This window comes from Exiguobacterium sp. s128, from assembly GCF_018618815.1.
Taxonomy (GTDB): Bacteria; Bacillota; Bacilli; order Exiguobacteriales; family Exiguobacteriaceae; genus Exiguobacterium_A; species Exiguobacterium_A antarcticum.
This window is the reverse complement of sequence record NZ_JACSMT010000004.1, coordinates 1-17,433: the sequence shown is the minus strand read 5'-3', so window position 1 is coordinate 17,433 and position 17,433 is coordinate 1. Positions and strand designations below refer to the sequence as shown.

General features: G+C 47.2%; 16 protein-coding genes and 1 pseudogene. 6 read left to right on the top strand and 11 right to left on the bottom strand.

Annotated features, from left to right (window positions below):
- Positions 1-41 precede the first annotated feature (41 nt).
- Positions 42-1,109, bottom strand: coding sequence for an acyltransferase family protein (locus tag KNQ13_RS02680; RefSeq protein ID WP_209547915.1), 1,068 nt, complete (start codon positions 1,107-1,109; stop codon positions 42-44).
- A gap of 43 nt (positions 1,110-1,152) precedes the next feature.
- Between KNQ13_RS02680 and KNQ13_RS02675 the strand changes: the two genes are divergently transcribed.
- On the top strand, positions 1,153-1,893 hold the full coding sequence (locus KNQ13_RS02675; protein WP_209547914.1) for an SGNH/GDSL hydrolase family protein: 741 nt from the start codon (positions 1,153-1,155) through the stop codon (positions 1,891-1,893).
- A gap of 457 nt (positions 1,894-2,350) precedes the next feature.
- Positions 2,351-2,818, top strand: coding sequence for a hypothetical protein (locus tag KNQ13_RS02670; RefSeq protein ID WP_209547913.1), 468 nt, complete (start codon positions 2,351-2,353; stop codon positions 2,816-2,818).
- Positions 2,819-2,877: 59 nt separating this feature from the next.
- Here the strand turns inward: KNQ13_RS02670 and KNQ13_RS02665 are convergent, their stop codons facing one another.
- Together KNQ13_RS02665 and KNQ13_RS02660 are read right to left on the bottom strand one after the other, a co-directional pair.
- On the bottom strand, positions 2,878-3,477 hold the full coding sequence (locus KNQ13_RS02665; protein WP_209547912.1) for an alpha/beta hydrolase: 600 nt from the start codon (positions 3,475-3,477) through the stop codon (positions 2,878-2,880).
- Positions 3,474-4,412, bottom strand: a complete 939-nt coding sequence (locus KNQ13_RS02660) for a ring-cleaving dioxygenase (protein WP_209547911.1) — start codon at positions 4,410-4,412, stop codon at positions 3,474-3,476. The genes KNQ13_RS02665 and KNQ13_RS02660 overlap by 4 nt, the downstream gene beginning before the upstream one ends.
- Before the next feature lie 180 nt (positions 4,413-4,592).
- Here KNQ13_RS02660 and KNQ13_RS02655 point away from each other — a divergent pair, with 180 nt between their 5' ends.
- The 3 genes from KNQ13_RS02655 to KNQ13_RS02645 all read left to right on the top strand — a co-directional run bounded on the left by KNQ13_RS02655 (position 4,593) and on the right by KNQ13_RS02645 (position 7,176).
- Complete coding sequence (locus KNQ13_RS02655; RefSeq protein WP_071499583.1) at positions 4,593-5,486, top strand: ABC transporter ATP-binding protein; 894 nt, start codon at positions 4,593-4,595, stop codon at positions 5,484-5,486.
- Positions 5,476-6,678: an ABC transporter permease gene (locus KNQ13_RS02650; RefSeq protein WP_209547910.1), complete on the top strand. Its 1,203-nt coding sequence runs from the start codon at positions 5,476-5,478 to the stop codon at positions 6,676-6,678. The genes KNQ13_RS02655 and KNQ13_RS02650 overlap by 11 nt, the downstream gene beginning before the upstream one ends.
- Before the next feature lie 66 nt (positions 6,679-6,744).
- The gene (locus KNQ13_RS02645; protein WP_071499581.1) at positions 6,745-7,176 is read left to right on the top strand and encodes a hypothetical protein; all 432 of its coding nucleotides are present in this window, start codon (positions 6,745-6,747) and stop codon (positions 7,174-7,176) included.
- Positions 7,177-7,233: 57 nt separating this feature from the next.
- Here the strand turns inward: KNQ13_RS02645 and KNQ13_RS02640 are convergent, their stop codons facing one another.
- From KNQ13_RS02640 to KNQ13_RS02605, 8 genes and pseudogenes are all read right to left on the bottom strand, one after another.
- Positions 7,234-7,863, bottom strand: a complete 630-nt coding sequence (locus tag KNQ13_RS02640; RefSeq protein WP_071499580.1) for a helix-turn-helix domain-containing protein — start codon at positions 7,861-7,863, stop codon at positions 7,234-7,236.
- Positions 7,864-7,888: 25 nt separating this feature from the next.
- On the bottom strand, positions 7,889-9,820 hold the full coding sequence (locus KNQ13_RS02635; RefSeq protein WP_209547909.1) for an FtsX-like permease family protein: 1,932 nt from the start codon (positions 9,818-9,820) through the stop codon (positions 7,889-7,891).
- The gene (locus KNQ13_RS02630) at positions 9,786-10,550 is read right to left on the bottom strand and encodes an ABC transporter ATP-binding protein (protein WP_209547908.1); all 765 of its coding nucleotides are present in this window, start codon (positions 10,548-10,550) and stop codon (positions 9,786-9,788) included. Before KNQ13_RS02630 ends, KNQ13_RS02635 begins: the two co-directional genes overlap by 35 nt.
- Positions 10,543-11,481 carry a sensor histidine kinase gene (locus KNQ13_RS02625; RefSeq protein ID WP_236629963.1) on the bottom strand — a complete coding sequence of 313 codons (939 nt, stop codon included), beginning with the start codon at positions 11,479-11,481 and terminating at the stop codon, positions 10,543-10,545. The genes KNQ13_RS02630 and KNQ13_RS02625 overlap by 8 nt, the downstream gene beginning before the upstream one ends.
- A gap of 50 nt (positions 11,482-11,531) precedes the next feature.
- Positions 11,532-11,690: pseudogene (locus tag KNQ13_RS02620) on the bottom strand (winged helix-turn-helix domain-containing protein); the annotation flags it as partial.
- Between the two features lie 133 nt (positions 11,691-11,823).
- The gene (locus KNQ13_RS02615) at positions 11,824-13,740 is read right to left on the bottom strand and encodes an ABC transporter permease (RefSeq protein ID WP_209547907.1); all 1,917 of its coding nucleotides are present in this window, start codon (positions 13,738-13,740) and stop codon (positions 11,824-11,826) included.
- Positions 13,727-14,488, bottom strand: a complete 762-nt coding sequence (locus KNQ13_RS02610) for an ABC transporter ATP-binding protein (protein ID WP_209547906.1) — start codon at positions 14,486-14,488, stop codon at positions 13,727-13,729. The genes KNQ13_RS02615 and KNQ13_RS02610 overlap by 14 nt, the downstream gene beginning before the upstream one ends.
- 168 nt (positions 14,489-14,656) lie before the next feature.
- Positions 14,657-15,160 carry a PTS sugar transporter subunit IIA gene (locus KNQ13_RS02605; protein WP_014971262.1) on the bottom strand — a complete coding sequence of 168 codons (504 nt, stop codon included), beginning with the start codon at positions 15,158-15,160 and terminating at the stop codon, positions 14,657-14,659.
- A gap of 174 nt (positions 15,161-15,334) precedes the next feature.
- On the opposite strand from KNQ13_RS02605, the gene KNQ13_RS02600 reads away from it, so the two are divergent.
- Positions 15,335-17,041, top strand: a complete 1,707-nt coding sequence (locus KNQ13_RS02600) for a M3 family oligoendopeptidase (RefSeq protein WP_209547905.1) — start codon at positions 15,335-15,337, stop codon at positions 17,039-17,041.
- Positions 17,042-17,433 lie beyond the last annotated feature (392 nt).

The following is a 17,433-nucleotide window of genomic DNA, read 5'->3' as shown; positions in this document are numbered from 1 at the left end:
CCCTTCATCAATTAATCGCTCTACTTTAAATTGTATAGCATTTAACCTTTTTTTGAAAGGTCTTGTCGTTCTTCGACGATTGGTCGAATATCAATCTCGATCAACGGCCGTAAGATTCGAACGACGAGCGGATGAATGATCAGACCGACAATCAATAATGCGACACCGGTGACAATCAACATTGCGAGCCACGGCTGCGGCACAAAGGCCTCTGTCACGTATTGCCGCCATGCCATGACGAAGAAGACGTGGAGCAGATAGACATACAAACTGAGTTCGCCGGCGCGTGTCACGAGCGGCAGACGACGCATCGGGACAAGCATCATGAATCCAAGCGACGCCGTAATCGAGAGGAAATAGATCACGCTGTGTTTTAAGACACCGATCCAGGCATCACTGTCGTACTGGACAACATACGGGAAGCGATGTTTGAAAGCATTGGCGAGGGCGACGATTTCTTGAGGCGTATCCCGCCACGCCTCATATAGAAGAAAACCGACGACACTCGCAAACGCCAGTCCGCCGATCAATCGCACGTTCATTCGCCGCTTAAAATTTTTCGGCATTTCAAAGATGCGAATGAATTCATGCTCCGACAAGTAGTTCCCTAACAGAAAGTAAGGGTAAAACATGATTAATTTCCGTAAGGCTAAAAATCCTGTGTTTTCTAGCTCAAAGCCATACAACAGGGCAAAGGCTAGACCAAACCAGACATACCCGCGCAGATGGACGACGTACGGTGTGACGATGTACCAGACGACCATGACGAATAAATACCAGAGTGCCCAGTACGGACGTAAAAGATGGGTTCCGATATTTTCTCCAGACAGGATGGGCAATCCTTCATTAAACGTCGCCCACGAACCGATCAGGATTTGCCAGACACAATAGACGGCAAAGAGTTGGATCACCCGTAAATATTTATTTTCACGGAAGAAGTAACCACTTAAAATAATAAATAATGGCATGTGGAACGAATAGATGATTAAATATACTGTTTCGAGTAATTTCCCATCGTAATCAAACCGTAGATCCGTCAGCATATGACCAATCACAACGAAAATGACAAGAAATCCTTTGATGTTGTCAAACCATGGATTTCGATTCATGTTACACTACCCCTTATACTCCCTCGAAAGGAACGATTGTTTTATGAAAAAAGCACTAATCATTCTATCGGTCGTCGTAAACGTCGTCCTCCTTGCCCTCTTACTAGGACGAAAGCCCATCGAGTTATTCGAATCCGCCTTTCCTGCAACGAGTACGAAACCCGTGACGACATTCCAATACACAAAAAATCCGAACTATGTCCGTCTGAATAGTCTTTTCCATACTTATCAATACCCAAAATCACCGAATGCTGTCATGTTAGGTGATTCGATGACTAATTTTGGTGACTGGCGGATCTTGCTCAATGATCCGACGATCGTCAATTTCGGGATTCCGGGTGATACGACGGAAGGATTTTTAACTCGGCTTGATCTGATTGTCGAGATGAAACCAAAACGTGTTTTCTTAATGGGAGGCATCAATGACATCCGCCATTTCACGCCGATTCCGATAATTACGGAAAACATGACGACCATCGTGACGACACTCCGAAAAAATAACATCGATGTCGTCATTCAGTCAACGTTACCTGTCGCTCCTAAATATTCCGATTCCGTTCGTGTCAATCGAGAAGTCGAGGCCTTGAATCGGAATCTCGAACAGCTCGCAAAATCAGTCGACATGCCGTTCGTCGACTTACGACCAACCTTGACCAACCAACAAGGTTATCTTCAGAACCGGATGACCTACGATGGTCTACATCTGGTTGGTGGTGGCTACTTGCGCTGGAGTGATGCCTTGAAGCCGTTTGCTGAACATCTCCAAATCACAGAAAATAAATAACGGTTCTCCTGGCGTCCGCGATCGTTCTCGTCGTCAGTATCCTGTACAGTTTCTACCGGACAAAAAAAGACACATCATCCGACTGCTAATCTGACAAGTGGCTGAAAAAAGGGAGGTTCCGCAACCGGAACCTCCCTTTTCTGACGTCCATGCAGAACATGAACCTTTGTTGTTTGTTCAGTCTTCTTGGTTTTTGACACCCATGTACGCGGCGATGCTTGATGCTGAGAATACAGCGATTGCGACGATACCGACTGAAATCCATACGACTTGATCCATCTTTTCTCCCCCTTGTATGTAACCGTTCACTTTCTTTTTTTAGCGTACACGAAATTCGTCAAGAAAGAAACACATTTTCCATGTCTAACGACTAGACGTTTCGGGAAAAAGTAACTATAGTAGAGGGACAACTATAAATTGTCAGAAAATTCGATTATTTAACAAGGAGGTGATTCTGATGGCTACCCCAATTCTAAAACCACGACTTATAGTGCGGCAACGAAGTACAGTCAACTTTGGCTATTGGCTCGTCATCGGTCTCATTGCATGGACGATGCTCAGTTTCGTGACCGGACTTCGTGATACCCTTTCGAACCTTCCCTTCTATGAAAGTGTACCGCTTGCTCTATCCGTCATCTTGATCACAGGGATCGTATTGAAAATGGCTCGGGATGAATGGTGGATTCGCTATCTCGATCGTCAAACTCAGTTTTACATCGGTCATGACACGGTTTTGACCTGGTGTCTCATCATCGATAGCATGTGGTTGATCCGTAAACCGATGCGCCGTGAACTCCGTCACCTCTATAAACACATCACACAAACCAAAACATCCCAAGAAGCGATCGAAACGCTTGCCAACCAACTTGTCGAACGTGGTGTCCTCATCGTCTATTCTCGTCCAAAAAGTGATCATCCTGCTTAACTCAAAAAGGCATGGGATTCAGGACACCCTCTCCTGAATCCCATGCCTTTTGCGTGCCATTACTGTTCAGCCAACCAGTTTGTTGCCGCCTCGATTGTCGGCATGACGAGCTGGTGACCATGATGGGACCAAGTCACGTCAACGTCTGCGCCGGCCTGTTCGAATAGTCGAGTCAGCTCCTCTGTTTCTGAAGCCGGACAAATTGGATCATTCGATCCAGCTCCGATGAAAATTCGGACTTGTGCGGAATCCGGTAAAGCCACGCCACGTCGTGGGACCATCGGATGAAGCAAGATCGCCTGTTCAAACAACCGTTTTTCGAACATCATGTTCGCCGCGATGTTGGCTCCGTTCGAATAACCGACTGGTATGAGTTGATTGACGGAAAAACCATGCGTTTCACTTGATTCATGTAAAAAGGCGATGAGTCGTTCTGTCCGGAGCGCAAGATCTGCTTCGTCAAACACACCTTCTGCCAATCGTTTAAAGAAGCGTGGCATTCCGTTTTCCGTCACCTCGCCTCGGACTGACAGATAGCCGGCTTCCGGATGTAATAGTGAAACGAGCCCAATCAAATCCTGCTCCGTCCCGCCTGTGCCGTGTAACAAAAGAAAAATTGGTGCGCCCGGTTGTTTCGCTGGTTCAAATAGATGAATCATACAAGTCTCCCCTTTGGTAGTGTGATTGGTGCGACATGTCCTTCAATCGTCGCCCGGTGTGCTTCGAATTGCTCTGGTAACTTCAAATCTTCTCCCAATGCTTCAAACGCTTCATCGACGGCAAAACCAGGGGTATCGGTTGCGATTTCATGCAAAATCCGACCCCGATCATGGAAGTAAATCGATGTGAAGTAATGGCGGTCTTTGACTTCTGTCGTCATCAGACCAAATGCATTGATTTGTTTCATCCAATCGAGTTGATCCGCCTGGTCGTCCGAGCGCCACGCGATATGGTGAACGGTTCCTGCTCCCGGTCGTCCGACAGGGACATTCGCATGCAGGACGTCAACCGTGTTTCCAAATTCACCGGCCGCTGCGTATCGGTCCGTCGTTTCCGATCGTTTCGCAAGCGTCAATCCGAATGCTTCCGTCAAAAGACGTGCCGTATCCGTTGGATCGTGCGACAGCAAAGTCGCTCCGGCAAACCCTTTGATGGCGACGTCGGTAGAAATCCCGTCGATTTCATAACGGCTGTTTGGTCCCTCGGTTCGTTCGACCAGTTCGATTTGTAAGCCATGCGGATCCTTGAAGAATAATTGCTTTTCTCCAAACCGTTCAGCTTCTTCGAACATGACATCTTTTGCGGTCAAGCGGTTTTTCCAAAAATCGTAGGCACCGGATGGAATCGCATAGGCTGTCGTCCCGACTTGACCGGCACCGACTTTCCCTTGCTGAATCCCTTCAAACGGGAAAAAGGTGATGATCGTCCCCGGTGCCCCGGACTGATTGCCAAAATAAAAATGATACGTGCCCGGATCGTCAAAGTTGACGGTTTTTTTTACGAAACGTAACCCGAGTATCGTTCCGTAAAAATCAAGATTTTCCTGTGGATTGCCGACCATTGCTGTAATATGATGAATCCCTTTTGTTTTCATGAGTATTTTCTCCCCTTCATTCTCCCTTATAACAAAATAATAGTAACTAATTTACTAAAAGTAAACAGATATGCTTGATTGATTTCTTTCTTTGGAACCTTTACCCATTTCCTTCGTAGAAGTATTAGGAAACGAAACGTGACACGTACGACCTATCTTGATGAAGGAGGACTGATCCCTATGCTAGAAATTAAACAGATCACGAAACGATTTGGAGCATTCACGGCCGTTGACGAACTGTCCTTTGAAGTGCCGGAAGGACAAATTTTTGGTTTGCTGGGAGCGAACGGTGCCGGTAAGACGACGACGTTCCGGATGTTACTTGGTTTGCTGAAACCGACGGAAGGTTCGATCACGTGGAAAGGACAACCGATTCCGCTCTCAAAGATTGGTTACCTCCCGGAAGAACGTGGGTTGTATCCGAAAATTCGCGTCGATGAGCAGTTAATTTTTTTAGCCGAATTACGCGACATGAAACGAAAAGATGCCAAGCAGTCTTTGCAGGAGTGGCTGAACTACTTTCAGATTCCACAGTATGAAAAGATGCGGGTCGAACAACTATCAAAAGGGAATCAACAAAAAATTCAATTGATTTCCGCCGTCCTACATAAACCCGACTTATTGATTTTAGATGAACCGTTCAGCGGACTGGATCCGGTCAATGTTGAACAGTTAAAGAAGGCCGTCCGTAAATTGACGGCAGAAGGCACGACAATCGTCTTCTCGAGCCACCGGATGGATCATGTCGAAGAATTATGTGAGCATGTTGCGATCCTCGACCATGGAAAACCGGTCGTCGCGGGCTATCTCCCCGATATCAAAGCGGGCTACGGGAAGACACGTGTCTTACTGACGACAGATGCCCCTCCGCTGTTATGGGATGCGCTTCCTGGGATTCTTCAAGTCGAATCAGACGGAACCGGCCATAGCTTACAAGTCGAATCAAAAGAAGCCGCCGATTCATTGTTACGTCATTTGATCACGGAAGGATTCCGCGTCGAACGATTCGTCTGGGATCAGTTATCACTACAAGATATCTTCATCGAGGAGGTCGGAAAACGTTATGAACCATAAATTCTTCACCTTGTATCGTTTCAGTCTGTTTCAAAAATTGCGGGCTAAAAGTTTTCTGATCTCGACTGTCCTGATGATCGTTTTTCTCGTCGGCTTCAGCAATATCGAACGGATCATCGACTGGTTCTCCGGTGATGATCCGAAAATTGCCGTCGTCAGTACACTTGACACCAACATACTCCCCGTTTTAAAGCAAGTGGGTATCAAAACCGCTATTACCGAAAAAGACTACACGCAAAAGCAGGCACGGCAAGTCGTTGACAAAGGTAGTTATGATGCGGTCGCTTTATTGTCCGATGACCCGTATCGTGTCACACTGATTAGTGCCAGTCCGGAACAAGAACTGCAGACACAGCTATCGACGGCCTTAAAACAAGTCCGCGATCAGAACATCATCACGGAGGCAGATGTCGATCCCGCTTTACTCGCGTCTCTCGCCGAACCAATCGAAGTCAAACAAGAATTGACCTCAACGGGTGGGAAAAATGAAGATGAGTTGTTTGCCGCTTCGGCTCTCGTTTATGTTTTGCTCTTTTTGATGTACTTCACGATTGCGATTTATGGGGGGATGATCGTGACGGAAATCGCGAATGAAAAATCATCACGGGTCATGGAATTGTTGATTTCAGCGGCCAGTCCGATTCAGCATATGCTCGCTAAAATCACGTCAATCGCAACCGTCAGTCTCATTCAGCTGTCGTTACTCGTCGGAGTCGGTTACTACAGTGCGCAAAGTAGCAGTCTGTTTGACCAGTTATCCCTTGATTCACTAAGCGTCAAGACGATTGCATACTTGTTCGTCTTTTTCCTGCTTGGTTATCTGCTATATGCGACGTTACTCGCTGCACTCGGTTCACTCGTCAGTCGGGTCGAGGATGCTCAACAGGTGACGTTACCCGTCATCATGTTGATTGTCGCAGCGTTCACCGTCTCCATCTTCAGCCTGAATGCACCGACGAATCAAGCGGTCGTCATTTTATCCTTTGTACCCTTCTTCACTCCGATGCTGATGTTCTTACGGGTCATGCTGACGGAAGTCCCGGTTTGGCAAGTTGCCTTATCACTCGTCTTGATGGGAGTCAGCATCGCTCTTGCACTCTTCGTCGGAACAAAGTTCTACCGCGGTGGCGTTTTATTCTACGGATCAAATCCATTAAAACAATTACGCCGTATTTTAGGTGGTCGCCAGTAGTGGTTTACAAGACGAACCGTTTCCGCTATCGTTAGGTGAGAAAAAGCCTTGAGGAGGAACTACGTTATGCGGTCTCGTTTTTGGGCAGCGATTTTGTTTACAGCTGCCGCCATCGTCTCGTCCCTTGTCATGTTCACGAAATTCCCGCAAGCAAGTGAGACATGGAAACTCGTCCTCGCCTACGGAGGGACGACATTTATCGTCAGTCTGTTTTATTGGTCCCTCGTCACTCTCCGAGTTCAGTCTTCACGTCTATACGGAAGCTGGATCGGTGTTTTTATTGGTGGGACGACGGTCTTGCTCGTCTGTGTCGCTCGTTTTCTGATTCGAGGAGACTTCATGATGATTTTCAAATGGCAGGCGATGCTCGGTAGCCTCACCTTGAACTTCGGTTATGTCGGTTGGGTCTTGATCATTGCTAACGCCATCATCGGTTTCCTGATCGGACGGACACGACAACAAGGACGCCGTGCACCACGTCCTGCGCCACACCGTTAATTGATCATCCATCAAAAAACGCCGTCTCTTCTTTAAGAGATGGCGTTTTTCGTTCAGTCATTTCCGGTGATAGCGGGCACGATTACTCGATTGACTGAACTTCGTATAATAGGCGGTTTCCGGGACATCGAGTCCTTCCGTCAGACGGTCGAGGTACTCATCGAGTTGGAGCATCGTCGGTAGCTTATCCGTAAACAATTCAAACGTCTCGGTCGCTTCTTCACGCTTCAATTCCCCTGCTTCCATGACGGCTTCGACAAGCTCATGGAAAATCCGTTGCTCCGTCGCACTCATTGTCTGTTCGATTCGCTTGACGTCTTCGTCATACATGAGATCAAATAAACGCATCCTCTCCTCAAGCTGCTGTTCGATCATCGTCTCGTCCTGCCCCATCGTCTGCTCGTAAGCTAATCGCATCTCTTCCAACGGCGTTTTTTCTTGCATGACGAACTTCAAGGACTCTCCGGTCCAGATATGCCGTGCCAAGTAACTTGAATCAATATGCAACGCTTCCGCCAACGATTCGATATACGCTTTTGTCGGATATACTTCGCTTAATTCGGTGCGTCGAATGAAATAAGACGCGACACCTAGATTTTTTGCCAACTGATCAATCGAGATACCGGCTCTTTCTCGTAAGATGCGGATGCGGTCACCGTATCCCCGGTAAGGTGAATGGTCGAGCATGTTACCCCTCCTCGCTATGCTTTTATCATACCCTTGAATCAGGTATCGGATACATCGAACTTTCGCACGATTTTTTAAGCAGATGACGTGGATAACGCACCCACAAGGGCAAGATGCTGATCAAGTAACAAAACGTGACGATACCAATCCAAATCAAGGAGAGGGGCAGAAACGGTCCGAGGTCCAGTCCTCCTTCCGACAAGATCACCTGAAACAGTAACCAGGCGTGAAAAATCGAGATCAGGTACGGGACCATCAACACTGTTCCATACTTGACGAGCAGAAAGGTTCGAATACTGCGTTTGCTGAAGCCAAGGGCAAACAACGTTTTCAACCGTTTCTGTTCCTTCTCTGCCGTCATCTGCATCCACACATGCAGGAAACTTGCATTGATGACAAATAACCAGACAGTCAATAAGATGACGACGAATGAGACGAGACGGACAATCCGGATGCCATCAAGTTCATCTTCCGTTTCATTGATCAGTTGGTACGGTGCCTTTGCCTTTTTGGCCATGTCGGATTTGGATTGAATGTTGCGAACGATCGACATCCACTTCTCCCAACGTTTTGTTCCGTAGTCCATATAGGAAGGTGTATCAAATACATGGATGGTCGCAAGCGGACGCTTGATACGCGCAAAGTCGCTGTCACTGACGACAAACAAGGTCTCGATCCGGTCGTTGTATCCGAACAACAGACCATGATCCGAAGCTTTCGTTAAAGCGTAACCTGCCTGCTTCATCTCCGCTTGTGCTTGCTTCATCGTCGGTGTGACTTCCTTGACCTGGACCGGTCGAGCCGGAACCATGAACGCCTGTCCACTCGTCAAGGGGCGCCGTTCATATCCGAGATGCCGCATCAATTGGTTGTAATCCGATAATGGCATCACATAGCGCGTGTTAAAGGATTTTAAGCTGACGGCTTGTTGGTATTTATCCGGGAACGTCTCGGTCATCGTCTGCTGGATCGTTTCAAGCCGCTTCGACGGTTTTGTCGATTCTTCATAATAAACGAGACCAAACTGGTTTTTCGATGATACATCAAAACCGATGAGTTGAAACACAAAGACAAGCCCCACCGCCGTCAACGCGCACGACGTCAAAATCGTCCCGAGCGCGACCAGCGTACTGTTCGTCCGTAGTTGGACCACAATCTCGGAGACGATTAATTTACGTAACGACAAACGCCGGGGGCGATATAGTTTCAACAGTGTTGGAATGACATGCCGGCAGAAAAAAAAGGAGCCGACGAAAATGACGAACGGAAAAACGAACAAAAAGTTGCCCTGCCGCGTCAATGCCAGGAAATAACCGTAAAACAGCATGAGTACGCCCAATACCTGAACGGTCAGACTCAGGCGGACCCGAAAACGTGAATGGGTCCGGACGGGACGATCGGGTCGAAACCGATAAATCGCGAGGAAGGTCGCGATCAATAGGGCAAGTAACGCCCCCGCAATCAAGACCAAAAAGGAGGTGATTGAAATCTCGATCGTCAACCGTGGGAGAAACATGACTTTTTCGATCGATAGTAACATCAATTTCGTCAACACGACACCAAGCGTGATTCCGGCCGTAATCGCCAAGCCACCGACAATCAAAATCTCAATCAGGAAGTATTTTAAGAAATGCGAAAATCCACTGCCGAGTGTCCGCATGATCCGTAAATCATTTTTCCGATGCTCAAGCATCGTGTAGGTCGTCGAATAGATAAATAGAATACTAAAAAATAAGATGATGACTTCTGCGATAAAAACAAAAAACATCGTCAATTCAATGACTTGATTGAGTTGACTTAAGACTTTCGCGATATTTTGAAAAGATTCACTCACGACGAGATTCCAATAACTTGTCGCAATCGTCATCGCAACGATGATGGTCAGCGCATAGCCATAATACAGACGTTGATAGCGTTTGATATTACGTAGGGCGTATTGCAGATAAGTGATGTTCATCCCCTCCTAATAGTGAAAGCGATTCGATGACACGCTGAAAGAAGACACGACGTGGTTCATCCCGGAACAACTCTGTCTGAATACTCCCGTCTTTTAAGAACAGGACATGGTTACAATAAGACGCAACTGTCGGATCATGGGTGACGATGACCATCGTCATCCCGGATGCGTTTAATTCTGCCAACAGCTCCATGACGTGTTTCGTCGCCTGAAAATCAAGCGCTCCCGTCGGCTCATCCGCTAGCATCAAACGAGGGGCATGGATCAAGGCACGACCAATCGCGGTCCGTTGTCGTTGACCTCCGGAGACTTCATCGACCTGCTTATCGAGCAACTCATCAATCTGTAATCGTTTCGCGAGATGTTGCATTTCTTCTCGTGCTTCTTTCGTTTTTTTCGAACCGAGCATGAGCGGGACAAGCATGTTTTCAGCAACCGTCAACGAGTCGAGCAAGTTAAACTCCTGAAAGATGATGCCAAGCGTCTCACGGCGAAATCGTGTCGTTTCTTTTCGTTTGAACGTCGCTGTATCAATGCCTTGAATCAAAATCGAGCCCCAGCTCGGTTGATCAAGCGTCGCCAGCAAGTTGATCAAGGTCGACTTCCCACTACCAGATGGTCCCATGACGGCGACCATCTCCCCTTCCTCGACTCGAAAATTGATGTCGGTCAACGGCTGTTCCGTCACTTTTCCGGGATACACTTTCCCTAACTGCTTGACTTCAATCATCCTGCTTCCCTCCTACGAGTTTTAAACGACACACTGTTCCGACCCCTTCCGTACTCTCCAGTTCAATCATATGTCCGAGCTTTAAACAGACTTGGCTCACGAAGTAAAGTCCCATTCCGGTTGATTCTCCATACCGTCGACCGTTTTCACCGGTAAAGAAGGCATTGAAGACACGCGGCAAATCCCGCTTCGGTATCCCGACCCCATCATCTTCAATCGTCATGATGACCTGTCCCCCCTGCTCGAACGCCCGGATGACGACCTCCCGTCCATGACCTGCCGTATATTTGACGGCATTCGTGATCAGCTGGAGCAATAAGAAGCGAAACCATTTGGCATCTGTATACACATATAAATCAGGTGAAAGCTCAAGCTTCGGAAAAACCTGATTTTTGACGAAAAGTCGTTTTTCTTGATTGATGATCCCCGTCACTAATGTCCGAAGATTCAACTGTTCCGCCTTCAGATCCGTTTCGATCGCTTCAAGTCGTGAGGAATACAACATCTGATCAAGTCCAATCCGCATCCGGTCCACCTCATGACGTAAATCGGTCTGAAACTGTTCTCCCGGGTGTTCGAGAATCAATTCAATGACCGAAAGCGGCGTCTTCATCTGATGGATCCATTGATCGACATACCGGTGCCGTTCCTTTTCCTTACGTCGTTCTGCAAAAAGACTGTTCCGAAAAACAGTCTGCTGGCGTTCTAAAAACTGTTCGACGGCAGCCGCAAGCGGTTCATCACTATCCCCCCGGATCGGTTCTGCGACTGAATGAATAGGTGTCTGGAGACGTTTGAGTAACGGCAACATACTAAAAAACCGATAACTCAAATAGATGATGAGCGCGATGCCATTTAAAAGTGCGATATAAAAAAACGCTGCCGGTCGATACAAATCGTATAACCATAAAATAATGAATAATGCCACCATCTGTCCGCTAAAAAAGAGAATCCCCGGAATCGTATGTCTAAGAAAAAGCTTCATTTGTCCAAGACCAGTTTGTACCCGACTCCACGGACGGTCTCGAGACCACCGATTCCGATTTCGGTGAGACGTTTTCGAACGCGGGTGATGTTGACGTTTAACGTATTTTCATCAACAAACGCTTCGTCATCCCAAATCCGTTCCAACAGCTCCTTTAACAACAAGGCAATCTGTTGATCGTCTTCTACTAATAAAATTGTTTCCATCAGAGAATTCAGCTCCTTCTTCCTCCATGATACCGGACAAAAAATGGACTGGAAACGATTATTCGTTTCCCGTCCATTGGAATCACATGACAATCTGACGATACGCTCGAACAGTGATCCAGTAATACATTAGATAAACGACCGTATAGCAACCGATTGCAAGCGACATCGGTAAGACCAGATTATAGTTCAGTAATTTTTGTAAAACTTGCATCGCAAACAGACTGTGGATGAGCCCCAGCAGATACGGTAACGAGAACATGAACCCGACCAGCCGGCGAATGATCCCGGTCTGCTCTTGATCATCGACCCCGATTTTTTGAATGATTGCAAATCGTTGTTTCGATTCTTCTGCTTCCGCGAGCATCTTAAAGTAGATGATGGATCCGGTCGCCAGTAAAAAGACCAGTCCGAGGAAACCGGCAGCAAAGGCGAGCAGTCCCGTCGTCGCCGTCGTCATCGCGTAGACCGGGTAATAGGCTGCCATGTCTGTCTCTGCTTGTTTACCATACAGCTGTTCCAATCGTTGGATTAACCCATCATCCGAACGTTCGTTGGAGAACTGGTAGTTCGTCAGCATCTCTGCTTGTTCCGGCATCATCGCAAAGGCATCATCGGAAACGGCAAAGGCCAAACGTTTTTTCGCATAGAGTTGAGTGAGTGGTAAATTCGTCGCACCGGTAATTTGAAAAAAGGTATGATCATCTTTGATCGTGACACCCATCGGGGATCGGACGGTCTCTTTCAATAGATCGTTGCCCTTAAACGTCTCAAGGACAATCGCTTCACCTGAATCCGGTTCTGCCAACACGTTTTTTCCGGTACTCTTCGCTAACTTCTCATAATCAGAATAACTGATATAGCTGAACTGACCTTTTTCCCCATCGGACCCAAACGTCTGATACGATGTCGTCAACGATAATGGATTCGGTAATTCTTCGAGCGAGTGTGTGACGTTCTTGACGTTGACCATTGTCCGCGACTCGATCGTCTGATTCGACTCTCGAATCAACTTTTCCGCTGCTTGTTGTTGACTCGCAATCGAAAGGCTGTATGGCATCTGTTCTTCGACTGTCTGATCGATGTAATAGTAGATGGACGTCGCCGTTCCGACCGTTGTCAACGTGACCGCCGTGATGACGGTGATCGTTGATAACATGACCGCATTGGATTTGATCCGTGATACCAGTTGTCCATGTAAAATTAAATTCGTGCCTTGGTAATGCCGGAGATGCTTACTGAGTAGACGCAATAAAAAAATCGTGAAGTAACTCATCGTCCCAAACGTCCCGACAATGATACACACCATTAAAATCGGTGCGACGAGCGTAAAGTGTTCGAGCAGCGGTTTTCCGGTCAGGTAGTAGCCAACAGCAACCAAGGTCACGGATAACACGGCAAGTACCGGATGGACTTTTGGAATCGTTTCGACCTGTTGTTTCGCTTGAAACAGCTCAATCAACGTAAACCGGTAAATCGTCCGCGCTGATCGGAGTGCGATCAGCAGGAAAATCGTTAAAAAGACAAGAATCGTCTGACCGATTGCATCGGCATTCATCGAAAAATCGGCTTGAATGTTCATGCCCATGACGTACGCGAGCAGCTGGACAAAATATTTCGAGGCGATCGTTCCGAACAACACACCGATCAACAGACCGATGATGCCGTATCCCATCGTTTCAAGAAACATCAATTTGGCAATTTGCTGGCGTTCTAAACCAAGCAAGGCATAGAGTCCAATTTCTTGTTTCCGGCGTCGTAGGAAAAAGTCACTCGAGTACCAGATGAATATGGCTGAGAAAAGCGCCAGAATCACACTAGATCCCGTGAAGACCGTCCCTAATTTTTCGTATGATTCATTAGCTTGCAACATCGCTTCATTGGAGCGGATTGCTAAAAACGTATAATAGATTAAGATCGCAAACGTCACAGCACCGAGATACATCATATTTTGACGCATGTTCTTTAAATTATGGAACGCTAACTTAAACAAGTTCACGTGCAGCACCTCCAAGTTCCCGTTGCACTTCCATGATTTGCTCAAAAAATTCCTTCCGGGTCCCGAACTGATGAATTTCCCGGAACAACTCCCCGTCCTTGACGAACAGGACTCGCTCCGCATATGACGCCGTCATCGGATCATGCGTCACCATCAAGATCGTCGCTCCTTGTTCGTTCAACCGGACCATCGCTTCAAGCAATCCCGTGGCTGACTTTGAGTCGAGTGCCCCGGTCGGCTCATCCGCTAAGATCAGCGACGGCTGATGAACGATTGCTCTTGCTGCTGCCGTCCGTTGTTTTTGTCCACCGGATAGTTCGACCGGTCGTTTTTTCAACAGGTCACTAATGCCCAACTCCTGTGCTACACTGGTCACCCGTGCCAGGATATCTGTTTTCGGGAGCTGTTGGAGGGCAAGCGGCAAGGCAATATTTTCTTCGACCGTCATGGTATCGAGGAGATTAAAATCTTGAAAGATGAACCCAAGCTGTTCCCGTCGAAAACGTGCCAATTGTTTTTCCCGCATCCCGGTCACGTCTTCCCCATTGATATGAATCGTCCCGTCCGTCGGCTGATCAATCGTTGATAAAAGATTCAGCAATGTTGACTTTCCGGCACCCGATGGTCCCATGATGCTGACGAATTCAGCTTGATGAATCGTTAGCGTCGTCGGATGGAGTGCCTCGTTCCGGGCATTTTTCGTTTGGTAGACTTTCGTAATTTGTTCTGCATGTAAGATGGATTTCATGTGATGGTTCCTCCCGTATTGTTCGTGTTACCACTAGTGTAACGGGAGTACGTCCCTTACAAGAATCGGCTAGACTTTCATTCATCTTACAAAACAGTAAGCTCGGGACGGAGACGACAAAAAAGCTCCTTCGTCTAGGACGAGGGAGCCGGTCAGTTGCGTGATGGATTATTTATGTGTTGCTTTGAAAAGTTCTGTTTCGCCTGCGACAACAGATGTGCCTTCAGCCGGTACAGCAGAAAGTGTAAATTGATCATGATTCGTCACGATGATTGGTGTAATCGTTGACGGTGCATTCGCACGGATGAAGTCGAGGTCGAACTCAACGAGGACGTCGCCTGCTTTGACTTTATCGCCTGATTGAACGTGTGCTGTGAAACCTTCACCTTTTAGGTTAACCGTGTCTAGTCCAACGTGAATCAACAATTCAAGACCGTCTTCACCTTTAAGACCAATGGCGTGTTTCGTCGGGAAGATCGTTTCGACTGTTGCGTTGATCGGTGAAACAACTTTACCTTCTGTTGGCTCGATTGCAATTCCGTCACCCATCATTTTTTGTGAGAAGACTTGATCTGGTACGTTCTCGATGCTGACGATTTTACCTGTAAGAGGAGAAGCGATTTTTGTGTTTCCTGCGTCATTACCACCAAACAATTTTTTAAAGAATCCCATGATACTATCCCTCTACTTTCTCGATCGTTGTCTTCCTGAAGAAGATCCGATTTTTTTATAGGAGCCAGTTCAATACGAACTCGCTCACGTTCTCACAAAAAGCATACGTTTGTAACTCTGGTTTTGCAAGTATTTTTGTGTGATAATAGTTAGAAATCACAAGGAGGCGCTTACATGTTAACATTTTCAGAACTTACATATGTCCGTCCTGACCTAAACGTCCTTGAAACTTCTATGCATGCCGCAATCAATCGGTTGCATGAAGCAACAGACATCGATACGGCAAACAATGCCATCACTGAGATTAATACCCTTAGAAATCAATTTGAAACTGCCAGCCAGTTGGTCGAGATTCGCCATACGATCGATACACGCGACAGTTTTTATGAAACGGAGCAGGGATTCTTTGATGAAGCCGGTCCCGTCTACCAAGGATATGTCTCAAGTTATTACCAAACCTTGACGGCTCATTCACTCCGCCCCTCACTCGAGTCAACGTGGGGCAAACAACTCTTTTTACTCGCGGAAGCAAGTCTGAAGACATTTTCGGATGAAATCATTCCTAAGCTCCAGGAAGAAAATCGTTTGGCAAGTGAATATACGAAACTGATGTCTTCTGCTCAAATCGAATTTGATGGCAAAATCTTGAACTTGTCGCAATTCGGTCCTTACTTACAGTCGCCTGACCGTGATGTTCGAAAAGCAGCATCAGAAGCCCGCTATGGCTATTTAAAAGAGCACGGTGACGCGATTGACACGATTTACGACAAACTGGTTCATGTCCGGACCGACATCGCGAAGACACTTGGTTTCCCGTCGTTCGTCGAACTCGGTTACGCCCGGATGTTGCGTGTCGACTACGATCAATCGATGGTCGAAAACTATCGCGAGCAAATTCTCGAGACGATCGTCCCGATCGCCACCTCTCTAAAAGAACGCCAGCAACAACGGATTGGTGTCGATTCCCTTTATTATTACGATGAAGGGTTTGCTTTCAAATCCGGAAATGCGACACCTCAAGGGGAAGAAGCGTTCATCATCGAAGGTGGCAAGAAGATGTACCGCGACATGTCCCCGGAGACAAATGAGTTCTTCGAGTACATGATCGAGCGTGGCGCACTCGACTTGACGGCTAAACCAGGTAAAGCGGGCGGCGGATACTGTACGTATATCGCGGATGAGAAACTTCCGTTCATCTTCTCGAATTTTAATGGGACAGCTGGCGATATCGACGTCTTGACGCACGAAGTCGGACATGCGTTCCAAGTCTATGAGAGCCGTCACTTCACGGTGCCGGAATACGGGTTCCCGACCTATGAAGCATGTGAGATTCATTCAATGTCGATGGAATACTTTGCGTATCCGTGGATGGAAGAGTTTTTCGGTGACCAGACTTCTAAATACAAATTCAGTCACCTCGCAGGCGGCGTCACCTTCTTACCATACGGTGTCGCAATCGATGAGTTCCAACACGTCATCTACAGCCAGCCGGAATTAACATCTGCCGAGCGTCGTGCGGCATGGCGTTCGATTGAAAAAAAATACTTGCCACACCGCAATTATGAAGAAAATGATTACCTCGATTCAGGTGCCTGGTGGCATCAGCAAGGGCATGTCTTCGGCAGTCCGTTCTATTATATCGATTACACGCTCGCTCAAGTTTGTGCCTTCCAGTTCTATGCCTGGATGGAGCAAGACCGCGAAGCAGCCTGGAAGTCGTACCTCGCACTCTGTAAAGCGGGTGGCTCGGAAAGTTTCCTCACGCTCGTCGAACGTGCCGGGTTGAAATCACCATTTACTCCTGGAACGGTCAGCGCAGCCGTCGCACCAATCAAGGCGTACTTGGCGGAAACGGATGATTTCGCACTCGATCGTGTTTGATTGATTTACAGGCAAGACTTCCATTTTCTGCAGGAGTCTTCTTCTTGCCTGTTTCTCAATCCTCATACTCGGATGCTTAAAGTAAAAAAACAAAAAACCGAAACGATCTGTTCCTTCTTGATAAAGGACTAATCGTTTCGGTTTTTTTTGTCGCCATTCATGCGTTTCTTCGAAATACGGAGGTACTATCGACGTCCTGTCTTCCCTTGACTCCTACGGGAAAAAGCATGCTTTTGCACGCTGACAGAAACAGGCAAGACCCGACTTCGCATCCGACAGGATAAGACGGCGCGGCTTGCGTCTCCATAGATGTCAACTTAGCCAAAAGATGAGTTGAGAAAGCTCTCATTTTTTATTCCTGATGCGTTTCATTCGGATGATTAGCGGAAAAG

Coding starts and splice junctions, on each gene's coding strand:
- KNQ13_RS02655 (WP_071499583.1), top strand. CDS start 4,593: ATGCTAGAAATTAAACAGATCACGAAACGATTTGGAGCATTCACGGCC.
- KNQ13_RS02680 (WP_209547915.1), bottom strand. CDS start 1,109: ATGAATCGAAATCCATGGTTTGACAACATCAAAGGATTTCTTGTCATT.
- KNQ13_RS02670 (WP_209547913.1), top strand. CDS start 2,351: ATGGCTACCCCAATTCTAAAACCACGACTTATAGTGCGGCAACGAAGT.
- KNQ13_RS02650 (WP_209547910.1), top strand. CDS start 5,476: ATGAACCATAAATTCTTCACCTTGTATCGTTTCAGTCTGTTTCAAAAA.
- KNQ13_RS02600 (WP_209547905.1), top strand. CDS start 15,335: ATGTTAACATTTTCAGAACTTACATATGTCCGTCCTGACCTAAACGTC.
- KNQ13_RS02625 (WP_236629963.1), bottom strand. CDS start 11,481: ATGGTGGCATTATTCATTATTTTATGGTTATACGATTTGTATCGACCG.
- KNQ13_RS02605 (WP_014971262.1), bottom strand. CDS start 15,160: ATGGGATTCTTTAAAAAATTGTTTGGTGGTAATGACGCAGGAAACACA.
- KNQ13_RS02635 (WP_209547909.1), bottom strand. CDS start 9,820: ATGAACATCACTTATCTGCAATACGCCCTACGTAATATCAAACGCTAT.
- KNQ13_RS02640 (WP_071499580.1), bottom strand. CDS start 7,863: ATGCTCGACCATTCACCTTACCGGGGATACGGTGACCGCATCCGCATC.
- KNQ13_RS02610 (WP_209547906.1), bottom strand. CDS start 14,488: ATGAAATCCATCTTACATGCAGAACAAATTACGAAAGTCTACCAAACG.
- KNQ13_RS02645 (WP_071499581.1), top strand. CDS start 6,745: ATGCGGTCTCGTTTTTGGGCAGCGATTTTGTTTACAGCTGCCGCCATC.
- KNQ13_RS02660 (WP_209547911.1), bottom strand. CDS start 4,412: ATGAAAACAAAAGGGATTCATCATATTACAGCAATGGTCGGCAATCCA.
- KNQ13_RS02665 (WP_209547912.1), bottom strand. CDS start 3,477: ATGATTCATCTATTTGAACCAGCGAAACAACCGGGCGCACCAATTTTT.
- KNQ13_RS02630 (WP_209547908.1), bottom strand. CDS start 10,550: ATGATTGAAGTCAAGCAGTTAGGGAAAGTGTATCCCGGAAAAGTGACG.
- KNQ13_RS02675 (WP_209547914.1), top strand. CDS start 1,153: ATGAAAAAAGCACTAATCATTCTATCGGTCGTCGTAAACGTCGTCCTC.